Here is a 17,097-nt window from a genome sequence, read left to right as displayed (position 1 = left end):
AACACCAGGGGGAACTCACCCATGCGATCCATACGTCGGCCGGTCCTGGCCGCCGCCGCTCTCACCGCTGTCGTGGCCCTGACCGCCACCGGCTGCGGCCCCGAGGGCGACAACGCGGACGCCAAGCCCAGCCAGTCCGCGGCCCAGGACACCACGGGCGGGGGTGAGTTCAAGATCCCTCAGGACATCCAGGACAAGCTCAAGGAGCACGGCGTCGACCTGGACAAGTGGAAGAACGGCGAGTGGAAGAACTGGGACCGGGACAAGTGGCTCCGGGAGGCCGGGGAGTTCATCAACCCGATCATCAAGGACTTCTGGGACAAGGACAAGATCGACAAGGTCAAGCCGCCCCAGGACCCCAGCAAGCCCGAGGACATCTCCGAGGACCAGGGCAAGACCGACCCTGAGCCCGCCGCCGTTCCGGCCCGGGCCGTCCGGACCCCGTACACCTCCACCGCTCCCGGCGTGGGCCTGCTGCTGTTCAGCACCCCCGAGGGCGGCTCCCGCTGTTCCGCCACGGTCGTCAAGGACCCGGCGCACCCCGGGAAGTCCAACCTGGTGTGGACCGCGGCGCACTGTGTGCACGCCGGCAAGAACGGCGGCTGGTACCGCAACATGATGTTCGTGCCGAACTTCAACAAGAACGGCGGCTCCGCCGACAAGTTGAAGACCGCCCCCTACGAGGACCGCGTTCCCGCGGGCAAGTGGTGGGCCGACGACATGGCGACGTCCAGCGAGTGGATCAAGGCCGGCGGCGCCGTTCCCGGTGTGCCGATGGCCCCGTACGACTTCGCGCTGATGCATGTGAAGCCGGAGGAGAACACCGGCGGCAAGTCCCTGGAGGAGATCGCCGGCGGCGCCTACCAGGTCGACTTCAACGCCCCGGCGATGGCCAAGATCCCGAGCCTGACGGCCCAGGGCTACCCGGCCGAGCCGCCGTTCGACGGCGCGGCGCAGCAGCAGTGCACCGACAAGCCGACCCGGCTGTCGATGGACGCCAACAAGCCGACCATGTACCGGATCGGCTGCACCATGACCGGCGGCTCCTCCGGTGGCCCCTGGTTCGCCAAGGGCGCCGACGGCAAGCCGGTGCTGGTCTCCAACATGTCGATGGGGCCGCGCCCGGCCCGCTGGTCGGCCGGCCCGCACCTGGGTCCCGAGGCCAAGGCGATGTTCGACCGCATGAGCAAGAAGTGGGCGACCAAGCAGTAGTGCGGTGAGCAGGGCGGCGCCCTCGCGCCGCCCGTCCCGTCCACGGACACGACGAAGGCCCGCTCCCGGTCTCCCGGGGGCGGGCCCTTTCGTCTGCGCGTTACCGGTTACGCGGCCGCCACGAACGGCTCGAACTCGGCGGCGAGTTCCGCGTGGACCCGTGCCTTGAGGACCGTGCCGTCGGCGGTGTGCTCCTCGGAGAGGACCTCGCCCTCGGCGTGCGCCCGCGAGACCAGGGCGCCCTGGGTGTAGGGCACCAGCACCTCGATCTCGACCTGCGGCCGGGGAAGCTCCTCGTCGAGCAGCTCCAGCAGCTCCGCCATGCCCTGGCCCGTACGGGCCGAGACGGCGATGGCGTGCTTCTCCTGGCGCAGCAGGCGCTGGAGGACCAGCGGATCGGCCGCGTCGGCCTTGTTGACGACCACGATCTCGGGCACGTCCGTCGCGCCCACGTCGCGGATCACCTCACGCACCGCCGCGAGCTGCTCCTCGGGGACCGGATGCGAGCCGTCGACCACGTGCAGGATGAGATCGGACTCGCCGACCTCCTCCATCGTGGAGCGGAACGCCTCGACGAGGTGGTGCGGCAGATGCCGGACGAAGCCGACGGTGTCGGCGAGGGTGTAGAGCCGCCCGCTGGGCGTCTCGGCCCGCCGGACGGTCGGGTCCAGGGTGGCGAACAGGGCGTTCTCCACCAGGACACCGGCGCCGGTGAGGCGGTTGAGCAGCGAGGACTTGCCGGCGTTGGTGTAGCCGGCGATGGCGACCGAGGGGACCTTGTGGCGCCGGCGCTCCTGGCGCTTGATGTCCCGGCCGGTCTTCATCTCCGCGATCTCCCGGCGCATCTTCGCCATCTTCTCGCGGATCCGCCGGCGGTCCGTCTCGATCTTGGTCTCACCGGGACCACGGGTGGCCATGCCGCCGCCGGCCGAACCGGAGCCACCGCCACCCATCTGCCGGGACAGCGACTGGCCCCAGCCGCGGAGCCTGGGGAGCATGTACTGCATCTGCGCCAGCGCGACCTGCGCCTTGCCCTCCCGGGACTTGGCGTGCTGGGCGAAGATGTCGAGGATCAGGGCGGTCCGGTCGACCACCTTGACCTTCACGACGTCCTCAAGGTGAATCAGCTGGCCCGGGGAGAGCTCACCGTCACACACCACGGTGTCGGCTCCCGATTCGAGCACGATGTCGCGCAGCTCCAAGGCCTTGCCCGAGCCGATGTAGGTGGCCGGGTCCGGCTTGTCGCGGCGCTGGATGACGCCGTCGAGCACCATGGCACCGGCGGTCTCGGCCAGGGCGGCCAGCTCGGCGAGCGAGTTGTCCGCCTCCTGGACCGTGCCGGTGGTCCAGACGCCGACGAGCACCACGCGCTCCAGACGGAGCTGGCGGTACTCGACCTCGGTGACGTCCTCGAGCTCGGTGGACAGGCCCGCCACACGGCGCAGCGCGGCACGCGCGGAACGGTCGTACTGGTCGCCGTCACGCTCCCCGTCGATCTCGTGGCTCCAGGCGACGTCCTCTTCCATCAGGGCGTTGGCCCGAAGGCTCTCGGGGAGGCGCTGCCGGTCCTGCGGAAGGGAAGAAGAGGAGGTCATTTGATCCTTTGCGTCGTCGGTGAGCCCTGGCGGGAGCCTGCTGCCCCCACCGGGACTGTCGGTGGTGCCACGACCGCCGCCGGAAGCCCGCGGCCGTCGAAGGTGTCAACGTCCGAGCCGTCCCGGAGATTCCCCGGTCCGGCCGGGGCCGACCCCATGATGGTCCCACGACCGCGAAGGGGCGTCACGCAGGTTTTCCCGGCCTTGCGGCCGCTCCCCCGGCTCCGGACGCCGCGCCGGCCCCCTTGGCCACAGGAGTCCCGGCAGTGCCCTTGGGCGCGGGAGCCGGAGCGGCTCCCCTGGGCGTGGCGGCCCCGGCGGCCCCCTTCGGGCCGGGAGCCGGGGCGACGGCCTTGGCCGCGGGGGTCGCGGGGGTCGCGGGGGTCGTGGGGGTCGCGGGGGCGGTCCTGCGCACGGGCGCTCCCGTCCTGTGCACGGGGGCCGCGGTCTTGTGGACGGGTGCGCCGGCCTTGTGCACCGAGGCCGCGGTCTTGCGCAGGGGGACGGTGATCCTGTGCACGGGAGCCGCGGTCTTGTGGACGGGCGCGGTGGCCTTGGGTGCCGGGGCCTCGGCGGTGCCCTTGGGCACGGGGGCGGTCACCGCGCCCGCGGGGCGCCAGTCCGGGTGGCCCGGCATCGGCGGGGTCCGGTTGCTGTAGAGCCAGCCCTGGAAGAAGTCGTCGAGATTCTGCCCGGCGACCTCGGAGGCCAGCTTCACGAAGTCGGCGGTGTCGGCCACGCCGTCCCGGTGCCGGGCCACCCACTCGCGCTCCAGGCGCTCGAAGGCCGCGGGGCCGATCTTCTGCCGCAGCGCGTACAGGACCAGCGCGCTGCCGTCGTAGACGACCGGGCGGAAGATGCTGATCTTCTGTCCCGGGCTGGGGACCTTGGGGGCCGCGGGCGGCCCGCCCTCGGCGCGCCAGCCGTTGGACTGCTGGTAGGCCCGCTGCATCCGCGTCTCCAGGGAGGCCCGCTTGTCGCCCCGCTCCTGGGCGTAGAGGGCTTCGTACCAGGTGGCGTGGGCCTCGTTGAGCCAGACGTCGGACCAGCGGCGCGGGCTGACGCTGTCGCCGAACCACTGGTGGGCCAGCTCGTGGACCATGACCGACTCGACGTACCAGTCGGGCAGCTGGGCGCCGCTGAACAGCGGCTTCTCGAAGAGCGAGAGGGTTTGGGTCTCCAACTCGAAGCCGGTCCGGGCGTCGGCGATCAGCACCCCGTAGGCCTCGAAGGGGTAGGGGCCGACCTTGCGCTCCATCCAGGCCAGGTGGTCGGGGGTCCTGGCCAGCCAGCGCGCGAGGGCCGGGCGGTCCGCGGTCGGCACGACATCGCGGATCGGCAGCCCGTGGGGGCCGTTGCGCAGCAGCACGCTGGACTTCCCGATGGAGACCTGGGCGAGTTCGGTCGCCATGGGGTGGCTGGTGCGGTAGGTCCAGGTGCGGCGCGCGGCGCGGGTGGCGGTGCCCTGCGGCAGCCCGTTGGCGACGGCGGTCAGCTGCTGGGGCGCGGTGATGTGGAAGGTGAAGAGGGCCTTGTCGGAGGGGTGGTCGTTGCAGGGGAAGACGCGGTGCGCGGCGTCGGCCTGGTTGGCCATCGCCAGCCCGTCGGCGGTGCGGATCCAGCCGCCGTCGCCCTTGCCCCGCGGGTCGGTGGTGTGCCGGACGGAGATCTTCAGTTCCTGGCCCCGGGAGACGTGGAAGGCCGGGGTGAGCACGAGGTCCTCACCGTGCTGCTCGTGACCGGCGGGCCGGCCGCCGATCGTCACGGAGCGTACGGTGCCGCGGGCGAAGTCGAGGTTGAGGTGGTCCAGCTCGGCGGTGGCCTCGGCGGTGATCTCGGTGGTGACGTTCATCGGCCGGTCGTTGTGGCCGGAGTAGTCCAGGGAGACGTCGTAGGACGTGACGTCGTAGCCGGTGTTGCCGAGGGTGGGGAAGAGCCGGTCGCCGAGGCCCTGCGCCCCGCCGGGCGACGGTGGCACGGTCAGGCCGAGGCAGGCGGCGGCCAGCCCGAGGACGGCGGCCCGGCGGACGGCCCACCGGAGCCGGCCGCGCGGGGCACGGGACAGAGCGCGGGCGGGGACGGCGCGAGCGGGGTCGCCGGGCGGACGGCGCGGGGGAAGGGACATGCACTACGGCTACCAACGCGGCCCCCTCCGGCGCGGGTCAGGCGGCAAACGGCACCCGAACGGGCGGCGGATCGGGCGCCCGCCTTACGCCGCCAGGCGGAGAAGTTTCCGACGGTCCGTCATTTTTCCGGCCCCGGCGGCACTCAGGGACCGAGTACGGCCGCCTGCCGGGCCCGCCCGGCGCGCAACACGTCGAACACGCCGGGAACTTGGCGCATGGCCCGCATCAGGGACGGCAGTCCGGCGGCGTTCGGCAGATGCAGCGTGTAGGTGTGGCGGACGCGCTGTTCGTGCGGCGGCTCGACGGCGGCCGACACCACGGCGGCGCCCTGGGAGGCGATGGCTTCGGTGAGGTCGGCCAGGAGCTGCGGCCGGCTGAAGGCCTCGGCCAGGAGGGTGACCCGACAGCCGTGGCCGCCGTGCCCGGCGCCGCGCCAGCGCACCCCGACCGGCTGCCGGCCGGTGGCGGCCATCCGCGCCACGGCGGGGCACAGCGCGCGGTGCACGGTGACCGTGCCGCCCCGGACGGCGAAGCCGGTGACCGTGTCGGGTGGCACCGGGGTGCAGCAGCCGGCCAGCCGGACCGCCGCGCCCGGCAGATCGGCGATCGCGAGCAGCGCGGCGGGGGCGGGGTCCGCTCCCGGCCGGTCCTGGCCCGTGGAGCGGCGGTCGGCGGCGGGTGCCGCGGCGCTCGTCTCGCCGTGCCCCGCGGGGCGGGCGCCGGGCTCCTGCCGCCCGGCCAGCCACCGGGCGATGGCGAGCCGGGCGGCGGGTGTGCGGGCCTGTTCGAGCCACTCGGGCAGCGGGCCGGCCGCGGAGTCCGGGGCCATCAGCAGCTGCAGGCTGTCGCCGTCGTGCAGCACCGTGGAGAGGGTGGCGAGCCGGCCGTTGACCCGGGCGCCGATACAGCAGTGCGCCGCCTCGCCGTGCCGTTCGTAGGCGGCGTCGACGCAACTGGCCCCGGCGGGCAGGCCGATGGTGGCGCCCGCGGGGCCGGACGAGCCGTCGGACGGGGCGTCGGCGCAGAAGACCGTGATCTCCCGGTCCTGGGCGAGGTCGTCGCGCAGCGAGGTCCAGAAGGTGTCCGGGTCGGGGGTGGTGCGCTGCCACTCCAGCAGCCGGGAGAGCCAGCCGGGGCGGGTCGGGTCGGCCCGCTCGCCCTCGGGGGCGTCCGCGCCGTCGGTGGGCGCGTAGGGATTGCCCAGCGCGATCACGCCGGCCTCGGCGACCCGGTGCATCTGGTGCGTGCGGATCAGGGTCTCGGCGATCTCCCCCGAGGGGCCGGTGACCGCCGTGTGCAACGACTGGTAGAGGTTGAACTTGGGGGCCGCGATGAAGTCCTTGAACTCGGAGACGACCGGGGTGAAGCAGGTGTGCAGCTCGCCGAGGACGGCGTAGCAGTCGGCGTCCTCGGCGACCAGCACCAGCAGCCGCCCCAGATCCGCGCCGGTCAGCTCGCGGCGCGCGAGGCGTACGCGGTGCACGGAGACGAAGTGCCGCGGGCGGACCTGCACTTCGGCGTCGATGCCGGCCTCGGCCAGGACCGCACGCATCCGCCCGGCGAGGACGGCGAGCGGGTCGGGCCGGGTGGCGTAGGTGGTGACCAGGGCCCGGGTGGTGGCGTACTCCTCCGGGTGCAGGATCGCGAAGACCAGGTCCTCCAGCTCGGCCTTCAGCGCCTGGACGCCGAGGCGCTCGGCGAGCGGGATCAGCACATCGCGGGTCACCTTGGCGATCCGGGCCTGCTTCTCGGGGCGCATCACCCCGAGGGTGCGCATGTTGTGCAGCCGGTCGGCGAGCTTGATGGACATCACCCGGACGTCGTTGCCGGTGGCCACCAGCATCTTGCGGAAGGTCTCCGGCTCGGCGGCCGCGCCGTAGCCGACCTTCTCCAGCTTGGTGACGCCGTCGACGAGATAGCAGACCTCGTCCCCGAACAGCTCGCGGACCTGGTCCAGCGTCACTTCCGTGTCCTCGACGGTGTCGTGGAGCAGGGAGGCGGTCAAGGTCGTCGTCTCCGCGCCGAGTTCGGCGAGGATGAGGGTCACCGCGAGGGGGTGGGTGATGTACGGCTCGCCGCTCTTGCGCAGCTGCCCGCGGTGGGAGGACTCGGCGAGCAGATAGGCCTGGGTGAGGGTGCCCAGGTCCGCGTCCGGGTGGTGGCGGCGGTGCACCTTGGCGACGTGCTCCAGGGCGTGCGGGCGGCCGTCGCGCGGGGCCGGGCCGAGCAGTGCGGCGCGGCCGATCCGGCGCAGTCCTCTGAGCTCCAGTCGGCGGCGGCCGCGCTTGCGGGCCGCCGCTCCATGGTTACCAGGGTCAGTGGCCTCTGCGCTCATGGGCACCTCCGGCAGCGTCGACCGGCGGTGGGGTGCGTCGTTCCGACGTCCGGGCCGGTGCTTGATGCTATCGAGCCCATCACGCAGCGCTGTCCGCCTCTTGCTCAGAGTGATCCGGACCACCCGTTCGAGCGAAAGTTATGGCCGGAACCACTCCTTGGTGGAGGGCGGAGGCCCGGGGCGCCGCGGGGGGTGTCAGGCGAGCGCGGCGGACAGCCAGGCGGGGTCGAGGGTGCCCTCGGCGACGATCTCGGCGGGCCCGGTCATCTCCACCGTGCCGTCGGGCAGCTCGGTGATCGTCAGGCGGCCGCCGAGCACGTCGACCGTGTACGTGACGGGGGATCCGGTGCGGGCCGGGTCCAGGCCGTCCCGGCGGGCGGCCGCGACGGCGACCGCGCAGGCGCCGGTGCCGCAGGAGCGGGTCTCCCCCGAGCCGCGCTCGTGCACCCGCATCGCCACATGGCGCGGGCCGCGGTCGGCGACGAACTCGATGTTGACGCCCTCGGGATAAACCGCCGCTGGGCTGAACGGCGGTACGTCCCGCAGGTCGCCGGCGTGGGCCAGATCCTCGACGAAGGCGACGGCGTGCGGGTTGCCCATGTTCACGTTGCGGGCCGGCCAGCTGCGGCCGCCGAGCGTGACGGTGACGCCCTCCTCCGGGAGCCCGGCGCGGCCCATGGAGACGGTCACCTCGCCGCTCTTGTCGACGTGGACGCGGCGGACGCCGGCGCGGGTGGCGATGGCGAGTTCGCCGGCCTCGACCAGACCGGCGTGCAGCAGATAGCGCGCGAAGACGCGGACGCCGTTGCCGCACATCTCGGCGACGGAGCCGTCGCCGTTGCGGTAGTCCATGAACCACTCGGCCTCGGCGGCCCGGGCGCGCGCCTCGGGGTGCGCGGCGGAGCGGACGACGCGCAGCACGCCGTCACCGCCGATGCCGGCCCGCCGGTCGCAGATCCGGGCGACGGCGGTCGCGGGCAGGTCGAGAAGGCCCTCCGGGTCGGGGAGGATCACGAAGTCGTTCTCGGTGCCGTGGCCCTTGAGGAAGGCGAGGCGCTGCGTACTGGTCACCCTCGCATCGTACGGGGAGGTCCGGTGGAACGGCGGCGAGGGGTTGCGGGGGACGACGCGACGGCGGGCGCCGGCGGAGGGCGCCGGCTCAGCGCAGGCGTGCCACGCGCCAGATCGCCAGCGCCGCCGGGACGGCGACCACGAGGGCGTAGAGCAGCACCACGCGCCAGGCGGCACGGCGGCCGGAGCCGGGCGCCGGGAGGCCGGGCCAGGTGTAGCCGACGCGGCGGGCGGCCATCATGCCCCAGCCGGCGGCGCAGCAGCACAGCAGCAGACCGAGCATCGCGATCACCGCGCCGCCGTCGCCGCCCAGCTCGAAGGCGAGGGGGAAGGCGAACATCAGAGAGCCGAGCGCGGCGAGGGCCACGATCGGGGCCAGCTGCCACAGCCGCAGCCGGCTCGGCGGACGCAGCTCCCGGAAGGACTCGCCGCCCTCGCCGGGCCGCGCACCCCCGGGGCCGAAGTCCTCGGGGGCGTCGAGCGTCAGGGGGTCGGCGAGCGGGTCACCGGCGGGGCCGGACAGTTCGTCGCGGGCGTCGGGACCGTCGTCGGTCAGCGGCGCCGGCTCCGTACCGTTGTCCGGTTGCTGCGCTCTGTTGCGAGGGCCGGCCTCCATTGCCACGCGCCCTCCCCACTGCCGACTGCACGCCTCGATCGAAGGTCGATGATGACACGCCCTCAGGGGCCCGGATGACGGCCGGGGCGTCCCGATGCCATGACGTGATCAGGCTGTGACCGGTCGTTCGAGCAACGTCAGGGCCTGCGCGGGAAGTTCCGCGCGGCGGTCGGCGGCACCGCTGAGCCAGTGGACCCGGGGGTCCCGGCGGAACCACGAGTCCTGGCGTCGCGCGAAGCGTTTGGTGGCGCGCACGGTCTCGTCGCGCGCCTCCTGTTCGGTGCACTCCCCCGCGAGCTGGGCGAGCACCTGCTGGTAGCCCAGCGCCCGGGACGCCGTACGCCCCTCGCGCAGCCCCTCGTCCGTCAGCCGGCGCACCTCGTCGACCAGGCCGGCCTCCCACATGCGGTCGACCCGCCGCGCGATCCGCTCGTCGAGTTCGGGGCGCTCGACGTCCACGCCGATCTGGAGGGTGTCGTAGAAGGCCTCGTGGCCGGGGAGGTTGGCGGTGAACGGGCGGCCGGTGATCTCGATGACCTCCAGGGCGCGCACGATACGGCGGCCGTTGCTCGCCAGGATCGCGCGGCCCGCCTCGGGGTCGGCGGCGGCCAGCCGGGCGTGCAGGGCGCCGCTGCCGTGGGCGGCGAGTTCGGCCTCCAGGCGGGCGCGCACCTCCGGGTCGGTGCCGGGGAACTCCAGGGCGTCGATGGCGCCGCGTACGTACAGGCCGGAGCCGCCGACCAGGACCGGGGTGCGGCCCTCGCTGAGCAGCCGGTCGATCTCGGCGCGGGCCAGCCGCTGGTATTCGGCGACGCTGGCGGCGCGGGTCACGTCCCAGATGTCCAGGAGGCGGTGCGGGACGCCCTGGCGCTCCTCGGGGGTGAGCTTGGCGGTGCCGATGTCCATGCCGCGGTAGAGCTGCATGGAGTCGGCGTTGATGACCTCGCCGCCCAGATGGTGGGCGAGCGCGACGCCCAGATCGGACTTTCCGGCCGCGGTGGGGCCGACGACGGCGATGACCCGCGGAGCGGGGACGGCGGTGTTCACCCCGTCAGTCTCGCAAACATCAGGCCCCCCTCTCGAACGAGCGACGTGACGGGCAACCAACGGGTTCGTTGCCTGTTGCGAGGTCCCGGGAGCCGGTGCACACCGGCGCCCGTGGGCGGCGCAACGGTCCGCCCCGGGCGGACGGGGCGTCGCCACATGAAGAGCGTAGGAGCAGTTATGGGCGTGTTTTCGCGGTTTCGCCGCCGTAAGTCCGCAGCGTTGACGGAGGAGAGTGCCGCCACGTCCGTGCCGGCCGGGGCACCGGAGCCGGCGGCGCAGGCCGCCGCGGCGGCCCCCGAGGAGCCCCGGGACGCCGCGGAGGCCACCGGGGCCGGAGAGGCCGCGGGATCCGGAGCGGCCGCGCAGGCCGGGGACGCCACGAAGCCCGGTGACGCCGCGGAATCCGGGGACGGCGCGCAGGCCGGGGACGCCGCGGAATCCGGGGACGGCGCGCAGGCCGGGGACGGCGCCGAGCCCGCCGCCGGGGCCACCGCCCCGGCGGACGAAGAGGGTCCGGCTCCGGAAGCGGCCGGGGGCACGGAGGAGGAGCCGGCGGCCGCCGAGGAGCCGCGCGAGGAGAAGATGGAGAAGGCGGAGAAGGCCGCCGAGAGCGCCGGCATTCCCCGGCAGCAGTCGGCCCAGGCCGCGGCGGACAGCGAATCCGGCGAGAGCGCCCGGCACTGAGACCGGGCCCGCGCGGACCCTGCGGTCCGCCGGACCCGCGGACACGGCACGACGGCCGCGCGGCAGCCCGCCCCGCGGCCGTCGCCGTACCTCCCGGGGCGCCGCGCTACGACCAGGTCGCCACGAAGTAGCCCACGCCGTACGGGGCCTCCTCGCGCAGCAGCCGGCCGCGCAGCTCCGCGGCCCCGGCCGCGCCCGCCGCGATCTGCCAGACGGCCCGTCCGGACGCCTGGAGGCCGGCGGCCGGCTCCTCGCCGAGGGTGCCCAGCGCGGCGAGATCGGCGGCGCCCAGGGCGGCGGCCACCCCGGCGTCGAAGCCCTCGGCCCGCTCGTCGAAGTAGCCGGGCGCCTTCACCGTCCGGCAGGCGCTGCCGTCGCCCATCACCAGCAGCGCCACCCGGGGCGCGGCGGTGGCGATCTCCCGGCCCGCCCGCGCACACCGCTCCGGCGGCAGGGACTGCGCCACCCCCCGCGCCTCCACCGGCGCGTCCGCCCAGTCCGTACGGGACAGCAGCCAGGCGCCGACGGACAGCGACGGCGGAAGGCCCCGTCCCGGCACGCTCTCGGCGGCGCCCAGGGACACCTCGACATCCGCCCCGAAGCCACGGAACGAGCCGAGGGCGCCCTCGGGGTGGTGGCCCTGCCCGGCCTCGTCGGCGGGGCCGAGGACGACCAGCCGGTCGGGGCGGGCCGCGGCGAGCACACCGACCGCGTCCACGCAGGCGGCGCGCAGCGCGTCCAGTTCACCGGCGGCGCCGGCCGCCACCTCCGGGACGAGCAGCGGCGGGCAGGGGCAGAAGGCGGCGGCTACGAGCATGTACGCAGCGTAACGCCCCCGGTGCGGACCCGTTTCCGGTGCCCCGCCGGGGGCGCGGCGCGCGGCGGCCGGCTCCGGGTCAGTCGCAGCCGCAGCCGGCGGTGGGCGCCGGGGCCGGTGCCGGGGCGCCGATGGTGGGCAGGCCCAGCAGCACGCCCTGGGGCTTCTCCGCCGGTGCGGCGTTGCGCTTCTCCCAGGCGTCGCCGGCGCGGGTGCGGCGCACCGCCAGGGCCGCTCCCTCCGCCAGGAGGTGGTGCGGGGCGGCGTAGGTGACCTCGACCGTCACCATGTCGCCGGGCCGGACCGGCTCCTGGGGACGGGTGAAGTGCACCAGGCGGTTGTCGCGGGCCCGGCCGGACAGCCGCCGGGTGGCGTCGTCCTTGCGGCCCTCGCCCTCGGCGACCAGCACCTCTAGCGTGCGGCCGACCTGCTTCTTGTTCTCCGCCCAGGAGATCTCCTCCTGGAGGGCGACCAGCCGCTCGTAGCGCTCCTGGACGACGGCCTTGGGGATCTGGCCCGCCATGTCGGCCGCGGGGGTGCCGGGGCGCTTGGAGTACTGGAAGGTGAAGGCCTGGGCGAAGCGGGACTCGCGGACCGTGTGCAGGGTCTGCTCGAAGTCCTCCTCGGTCTCGCCCGGGAAGCCGACGATGATGTCGGTGGAGATCGCGGCATCCGGCATCGCGGCGCGCACCTTCTCGATGATGCCGAGGAAGCGGTCCTGGCGGTAGGAGCGGCGCATCGCCCTCAGGACGCGGTCGGAGCCGGACTGCAGCGGCATGTGGAGCTGCGGCATGACGTTCGGGGTCTCGGCCATGGCGGCGATCACGTCGTCGGTGAAGTCGCGGGGGTGCGGGGAGGTGAAGCGGACCCGCTCCAGGCCCTCGATCTTGCCGCAGGCGCGCAACAGCTTGCTGAAGGCCTCACGGTCGCCGATGTCGGAGCCGTAGGCGTTGACGTTCTGGCCGAGCAGGGTGATCTCGCTGACGCCCTCGGCGACCAGCGCCTCGACCTCGGCGAGGATGTCGCCGGGCCGGCGGTCCTTCTCCTTGCCGCGCAGCGCGGGCACGATGCAGAAGGTGCAGGTGTTGTTGCAGCCGACGGAGACGGAGACCCAGGCCGCGTACGCGCTCTCCCGCCGGGTGGGCAGCGTCGAGGGGAACGCCTCCAGCGACTCGGCGATCTCGACCTGTGCCTCCTCCTGGATGCGGGCGCGCTCCAGCAGGACGGGCAGCTTGCCGATGTTGTGCGTGCCGAAGACCACGTCGACCCAGGGGGCCTTCTTGACGATGGTGTCCCGGTCCTTCTGCGCGAGACAGCCGCCGACGGCGATCTGCATCCCGGGGCGTGCGGCCTTCTTCGGGGCGAGCTGGCCGAGATTGCCGTAGAGCCGGTTGTCGGCGTTCTCGCGCACCGCGCAGGTGTTGAAGACGACGACGTCGGCGCCCTCGCCGTCCTTGGCGGCGGGCACGTAACCGGCCTCCTCCAGCAGGCCGGACAGCCGCTCGGAGTCGTGGACGTTCATCTGGCACCCGTAGGTGCGGATCTCGTAGCTCTTGTTGACGCCCACTGCCTGGCTCCGGTCGCTGCTGGTCATGCCTCAAGGGTAGGCGGTGCCCGGCCTTGCTCCGGACGCCGGTTGGCCGGGCGACCGGGCTCCGGGCACCGTGCTCGTGGCCGGCGGGCGGCCGGCGGCCGGGGCCGGCGGGCGCCTCACAGGGCCAGCACGATGGCGGCGCCGATGCCGCCCGCCCCCAGCGCGAAGGCCGCGCTGCGCAGTCCGCCGCCCCGCCAGCGGAAGGGGCGGTCGAGCGCGTAGCGGCCGGGTCCGGTCGCCGCGACGGCCAGCGCGACCATGGCGATGGTCACGGGGTACTCGATGCCGCCGCTGATCGCCCAGAGCCCCTGGGGGGCGCCGATGACCATGGCGTTGATCATGACCCCGATGAGGGCGGCGGCCGCCAGCGGCGTGAACAGCCCGGCCGCGAAGCCGAGGCCGCCGGCGAATTCCGAGACACCGGCGAGGCCGGCGAAGAAGTCGCCGGGGTGGTAGCCGAGCGCCGCGAAGGCCTTGCCGGTGCCGGAGATCCCGTGGCCGCCGAAGAGGCCGAAGAGCTTCTGGGCGCCGTGGCCGGCCATGATCAGCCCGACCGTGAGGCGGAGGGCCAGCAGGCCGAGGTCGGCGCCGGGCGAGGGGAGACGGTGGGTGTCGGGCCGGGCCCGGATGTCCGGCCGCAGCTCGGTGAGCGGTTTCATGAGGGTGTCGCTTCCCGCACCGGCGCGCCAAAGGGCCGCGGTGTCGGACACCGGCGCCGGTGCGCTCATGGTGGGGAGGGTCGTGGACTGCGCGCCGTGCGGCGCGCGGTGGGGACGTGCCGGGCCCCCGCAGCATGGATCGTGGAACCGCGGAACGGTGCGACGGGAGCGGGGCTTCCGTCCACCCCACAGCTCTACAGCCGATCCTGCTACGCACGGGGACATCTGCAAGTGGGGAGCGGCACCGTCCCGCGGCGGGCTCCCGGCCGCTCCGCTCACCGACCACGCACCGGCGGCTTTTGCCGGCCCGCCCCGGCTCGCTCCCGCCACCCCCTCCCGTTCCCGCCGGAGTGCTGGCAGGATCCCGCCCATGGTCACCGCACTCCCCCGCATCGGCCGCCGGTCCGGCCGGACGGCGCTCGCTGCCCTGGTCGCCCTCGGGCTGCTGCTGTGGTGGCTGCTGCCGGTGGGCGGCGCCCCCGCCCCCGGCGGGCGGGTGACGCTGGCGACGGGCGTGCCGACCGGGGTGTACGCGCGCTACGGCGAGCTGCTGAAGCAGGATCTGGCGCACGACCTGCCGGACGTGGATCTGCGGCTGGTCCGCAGCGAGGGCTCGATCGACAATCTGCGGCAGCTGGTCGCCGGGCGGGCCGAATTCACCATCGCGACCGCCGACGCGGTCGCCGCGTACCAGGTCAGGGGAGAGCCGGGCGCGGACCGGCTGCGGGCCTGCGCCCGGCTGTACGACGACTACATGCAGCTGGTGGTGCCGAAGTCGTCGAAGGTGCGCGCGACGAAGGACCTGCGGCGGCTGCGGGTGGGGGTCGGCACCGACAGCTCCGGGGTGCAGCTGATCACCCGGCGGCTGCTGGAGGCGGCGGGGCTGGACTTCGACCGGGACATCGTGCCGGTCCGGGTCGGCATCGACCGGATGCCCAAGATGCTGGAGGAGGGCGAGCTGGACGCCTTCTTCTGGTCCGGCGGGCTGCCGACGACGGCGGTGCAGCATCTCGCGCAGCGCTTCCCGGTGCGGCTGGTCCAGCTCGGCGACCTGAGCCAGGCGCTGCACCGGCAGGGCGAGCGCACCCGCTACTACCGTGCCGCGGTGATGCCCTCCGACGCCTATCCGAAGGCCCAGGACGGGGCGGCGGTGAAGACGATCGCGGTGGCGAACCTGCTGGTGACCACGGACCGCGAGGACGCCGCGCTGACCGAGGGGTTCACCCGTACCGTCATCGACAGCCGGGATTGGATCGGCCGGCAGGTGCACGCCGCGCAGAAGGTGGATCTGCGGACGGCGGTCTTCACCGATCCGCTGGAGCTGCACGAGGGCGCGCGGCGCTACTACGTGTCCCAGAAGCCCTGAGCCGTGAGCCTGAGCCGTGAGCCCGAGCCCTGCATTCCGGTACGGGGCGCGGCGGCCGCCCCCGCACGCACGCCGGGGCCCGCACCGGTCATCCGGTGCGGGCCCCGGTCGCGGGACGCGTGGTGCGTCAGGCGGCGACGATGTTCTCCGCCTGCGGGCCCTTCGGGCCCTGGGTCACGTCGAAGGTGACCTTCTGGCCCTCGAGGAGCTCACGGAAGCCCTGCGCGGCGATGTTCGAGTAGTGGGCGAAGACGTCGGGGCCGCCGCCGTCCTGCTCGATGAAGCCGAAGCCCTTTTCCGAGTTGAACCACTTGACGGTGCCGGAAGCCATGTTTTTCTCCGTTCATGGGGCAAACCGGAGACCGCACTGCGCGGCCTCCTTGTCGCCGAGATGATTGCCCCACCCGGAACAGGTCCGGAAAACAAGGAACGCCCGGAGCTATCAGCTTCCGGGCGCGCACAAAGTTCATCATGGGTACCACAACTGCAACGCGGTCCACGCTAGCACACGCGCGAGGGAACGCCCCGCGGCAGGCGCGGTGCAGGTCACGGCGCGCTGCGCGGCACCGTGACGGTGACCTTCAGGCCGTGCGGCTCGTGCGGGGCGTAGGCGATGGTGGCGCCGCCCGCGGCCAGCAGGGCGCGGGTGATCGACAGGCCGAGCCCGGAGCCCGAGACGTTCTGGTGTCGGCCGCTGCGCCAGAAACGGTCGCCGATCCGGTCCAGCTCGTCCTCGGTCAGCCCGGGGCCGCGGTCGGCGACGGTGATCCGGACGCGGTCGCCGTCCGGTGCGACGCCGACGGTGACCGGCCGGTCCTCCGGGGTGAACTTCAGGGCGTTGTCGACGACGGCGTCCAGGGCGCTGGACAGGGCGATCGGGTCGGCCCAGCCGGTGACGGCGGCCGGCCCCTCGTAGCCGAGCCGGACGCCCTTGGCAGCGGCCAGCGGACGCCAGGAGTCGACGCGCTCGGCGGCCAGCGCCGCGACATCGGTGAGCTGGAGATCGGCGTCGGTGTGCTCGGCGAGCGCGAGGCCGAGCAGATCGTCCAGGACCCGGGCCAGCCGCCTGCCCTCGGTGCGGACCGCGGCGATCTCCGCGTTGCCGTCGGGGAGTTCGAGGGCCAGCAGCTCGATGCGCAGCAGCAGTGCGGACAGCGGGTTGCGCAGCTGGTGGGAGGCGTCGGCGACGAAGGCGCGCTGCTGTTCCAGGACGTCCTCGACATGGTCGGCCATCTCGTTGAACGAGCGGGCCAGGCGGCGCAGTTCGGGCGGTCCGGCGGTGGCGGCGACGCGGGCGTTCATCCGCCCGGTGGCGATGTCGTGGCTGGCGGTGTCCAGGATCCGCACCGGGCGCAGCACCCAGCCGGTGAGGCGGAAGGCCGCGCCGACGGCGACGAGCATGGCCGCGCACTCGCCGGCCGCGATCAGCAGCCAGCTGCGCAGGATCCGTGACCGCATCTGTCCGGTGGGCGAGTCGGTGACGACGACGGCGACGACATCGCCGTCGCGGATCACCGGGGAGGCGACCGGGATGCGGCCGGCGTCGTCCCAGGGCCAGATCTGGTGCGGGTCGTGACTGCGGCGGCCGGCCAGCGCCTCGCTGAACGCCTGGGCGGCCTCACCGTCACGCGGTACCGACAGCCCGGCGGGGGCGGCGGCCATCGTGGTGTGATCGCGGTAGAAGACACCGGCACGGATGCCGTAGAGGCTGTAGTAGCGGGCGAGTTCGGTGCCGAGGGTGGCGCGCCGCTCGTCCTCCTCGGGGGTCTTGTTCCGGTCGTCCGCGGCGGGGCGGGCGGTGACGAACTGGGCGAGGGAGGCGAAGCGGGCGGCGTCGTCGATCCGGTCGACGACCACCCGCTGCTGCTCCACACCGGCGGTGCTGACGCCGAGCGGGAAGCCGAGCGCGAGCAGCACGGCGGCCATCAGGACGATCAGCAGCGGCAGGAGTCGGGTGCGCACGTGCCGGCGGCGG

Annotated in this window: 14 protein-coding genes; 3 read left to right on the top strand and 11 right to left on the bottom strand. The window is 73.9% G+C overall.

Features of this window, described 5'->3' with window-relative positions; genetic code table 11:
* Positions 1-21 precede the first annotated feature (21 nt).
* Entirely contained in the window at positions 22-1,212 is a 1,191-nt protein-coding gene (locus ACQP17_RS26945) for a trypsin-like serine peptidase (protein ID WP_433858569.1), read from the top strand.
* Positions 1,213-1,319: 107 nt separating this feature from the next.
* Here ACQP17_RS26945 and hflX read toward each other — a convergent pair whose 3' ends face one another.
* From hflX to miaA, 6 genes are all read right to left on the bottom strand, one after another.
* Positions 1,320-2,807, bottom strand: coding sequence for a GTPase HflX (gene hflX / locus ACQP17_RS26940; RefSeq protein ID WP_433858568.1), 1,488 nt, complete (start codon positions 2,805-2,807; stop codon positions 1,320-1,322).
* A gap of 184 nt (positions 2,808-2,991) precedes the next feature.
* On the bottom strand, positions 2,992-4,932 hold the full coding sequence (locus ACQP17_RS26935; RefSeq protein WP_433858567.1) for a M1 family metallopeptidase: 1,941 nt from the start codon (positions 4,930-4,932) through the stop codon (positions 2,992-2,994).
* A gap of 143 nt (positions 4,933-5,075) precedes the next feature.
* A complete protein-coding gene (locus ACQP17_RS26930) occupies positions 5,076-7,268 on the bottom strand; it encodes a RelA/SpoT family protein (RefSeq protein ID WP_433858566.1) in 2,193 nt (730 codons plus the stop codon).
* Positions 7,269-7,463: 195 nt separating this feature from the next.
* The gene (dapF, locus tag ACQP17_RS26925; protein ID WP_433858565.1) at positions 7,464-8,339 is read right to left on the bottom strand and encodes a diaminopimelate epimerase; all 876 of its coding nucleotides are present in this window, start codon (positions 8,337-8,339) and stop codon (positions 7,464-7,466) included.
* 88 nt (positions 8,340-8,427) lie between these two features.
* The gene (locus ACQP17_RS26920; RefSeq protein WP_433860015.1) at positions 8,428-8,955 is read right to left on the bottom strand and encodes a hypothetical protein; all 528 of its coding nucleotides are present in this window, start codon (positions 8,953-8,955) and stop codon (positions 8,428-8,430) included.
* A gap of 108 nt (positions 8,956-9,063) precedes the next feature.
* Positions 9,064-10,002, bottom strand: coding sequence for a tRNA (adenosine(37)-N6)-dimethylallyltransferase MiaA (gene miaA, locus ACQP17_RS26915; protein WP_433858564.1), 939 nt, complete (start codon positions 10,000-10,002; stop codon positions 9,064-9,066).
* Positions 10,003-10,221: 219 nt separating this feature from the next.
* Here miaA and ACQP17_RS26910 point away from each other — a divergent pair, with 219 nt between their 5' ends.
* A complete protein-coding gene (locus ACQP17_RS26910; RefSeq protein WP_433858563.1) occupies positions 10,222-10,686 on the top strand; it encodes a hypothetical protein in 465 nt (154 codons plus the stop codon).
* 106 nt (positions 10,687-10,792) lie between these two features.
* Here ACQP17_RS26910 and ACQP17_RS26905 read toward each other — a convergent pair whose 3' ends face one another.
* From ACQP17_RS26905 to ACQP17_RS26895, 3 genes are all read right to left on the bottom strand, one after another.
* The gene (locus tag ACQP17_RS26905) at positions 10,793-11,503 is read right to left on the bottom strand and encodes a class III extradiol dioxygenase subunit B-like domain-containing protein (protein ID WP_433858562.1); all 711 of its coding nucleotides are present in this window, start codon (positions 11,501-11,503) and stop codon (positions 10,793-10,795) included.
* Between the two features lie 79 nt (positions 11,504-11,582).
* Positions 11,583-13,097: a tRNA (N6-isopentenyl adenosine(37)-C2)-methylthiotransferase MiaB gene (gene miaB / locus ACQP17_RS26900; protein ID WP_433858561.1), complete on the bottom strand. Its 1,515-nt coding sequence runs from the start codon at positions 13,095-13,097 to the stop codon at positions 11,583-11,585.
* Positions 13,098-13,213: 116 nt separating this feature from the next.
* Complete coding sequence (locus tag ACQP17_RS26895; protein ID WP_433860014.1) at positions 13,214-13,756, bottom strand: DoxX family protein; 543 nt, start codon at positions 13,754-13,756, stop codon at positions 13,214-13,216.
* 370 nt (positions 13,757-14,126) lie between these two features.
* Here ACQP17_RS26895 and ACQP17_RS26890 point away from each other — a divergent pair, with 370 nt between their 5' ends.
* A complete protein-coding gene (locus ACQP17_RS26890; RefSeq protein ID WP_433858560.1) occupies positions 14,127-15,122 on the top strand; it encodes a TAXI family TRAP transporter solute-binding subunit in 996 nt (331 codons plus the stop codon).
* Positions 15,123-15,249: 127 nt separating this feature from the next.
* Here the strand turns inward: ACQP17_RS26890 and ACQP17_RS26885 are convergent, their stop codons facing one another.
* Both ACQP17_RS26885 and ACQP17_RS26880 read right to left on the bottom strand, forming a co-directional pair.
* Complete coding sequence (locus tag ACQP17_RS26885) at positions 15,250-15,453, bottom strand: cold-shock protein (RefSeq protein ID WP_006602702.1); 204 nt, start codon at positions 15,451-15,453, stop codon at positions 15,250-15,252.
* A gap of 215 nt (positions 15,454-15,668) precedes the next feature.
* Positions 15,669-17,084, bottom strand: a complete 1,416-nt coding sequence (locus tag ACQP17_RS26880; RefSeq protein ID WP_433858559.1) for an ATP-binding protein — start codon at positions 17,082-17,084, stop codon at positions 15,669-15,671.
* Positions 17,085-17,097: the final 13 nt, after the last annotated feature.

The sequence above is a fragment of the Streptomyces kronopolitis genome, from assembly GCF_050953795.1.
Classification (GTDB): domain Bacteria; phylum Actinomycetota; class Actinomycetes; order Streptomycetales; family Streptomycetaceae; genus Streptomyces; species Streptomyces kronopolitis_A.
The sequence above is the reverse complement of the archived record's forward strand: the minus strand, read 5'-3'. Positions and strand labels throughout refer to the sequence as shown.

Excerpts from the sequence above, each read along its gene's own strand:
- ACQP17_RS26945 (WP_433858569.1), top strand. The coding sequence starts at position 22 with ATGCGATCCATACGTCGGCCGGTCCTGGCCGCCGCCGCTCTCACCGCT.
- hflX (WP_433858568.1), bottom strand. The coding sequence starts at position 2,807 with ATGACCTCCTCTTCTTCCCTTCCGCAGGACCGGCAGCGCCTCCCCGAG.
- ACQP17_RS26935 (WP_433858567.1), bottom strand. The coding sequence starts at position 4,932 with ATGTCCCTTCCCCCGCGCCGTCCGCCCGGCGACCCCGCTCGCGCCGTC.
- ACQP17_RS26930 (WP_433858566.1), bottom strand. The coding sequence starts at position 7,268 with ATGAGCGCAGAGGCCACTGACCCTGGTAACCATGGAGCGGCGGCCCGC.
- ACQP17_RS26920 (WP_433860015.1), bottom strand. The coding sequence starts at position 8,955 with ATGGAGGCCGGCCCTCGCAACAGAGCGCAGCAACCGGACAACGGTACG.
- ACQP17_RS26905 (WP_433858562.1), bottom strand. The coding sequence starts at position 11,503 with ATGCTCGTAGCCGCCGCCTTCTGCCCCTGCCCGCCGCTGCTCGTCCCG.
- miaB (WP_433858561.1), bottom strand. The coding sequence starts at position 13,097 with ATGACCAGCAGCGACCGGAGCCAGGCAGTGGGCGTCAACAAGAGCTAC.
- ACQP17_RS26895 (WP_433860014.1), bottom strand. The coding sequence starts at position 13,756 with ATGAAACCGCTCACCGAGCTGCGGCCGGACATCCGGGCCCGGCCCGAC.
- ACQP17_RS26890 (WP_433858560.1), top strand. The coding sequence starts at position 14,127 with ATGGTCACCGCACTCCCCCGCATCGGCCGCCGGTCCGGCCGGACGGCG.
- ACQP17_RS26885 (WP_006602702.1), bottom strand. The coding sequence starts at position 15,453 with ATGGCTTCCGGCACCGTCAAGTGGTTCAACTCGGAAAAGGGCTTCGGC.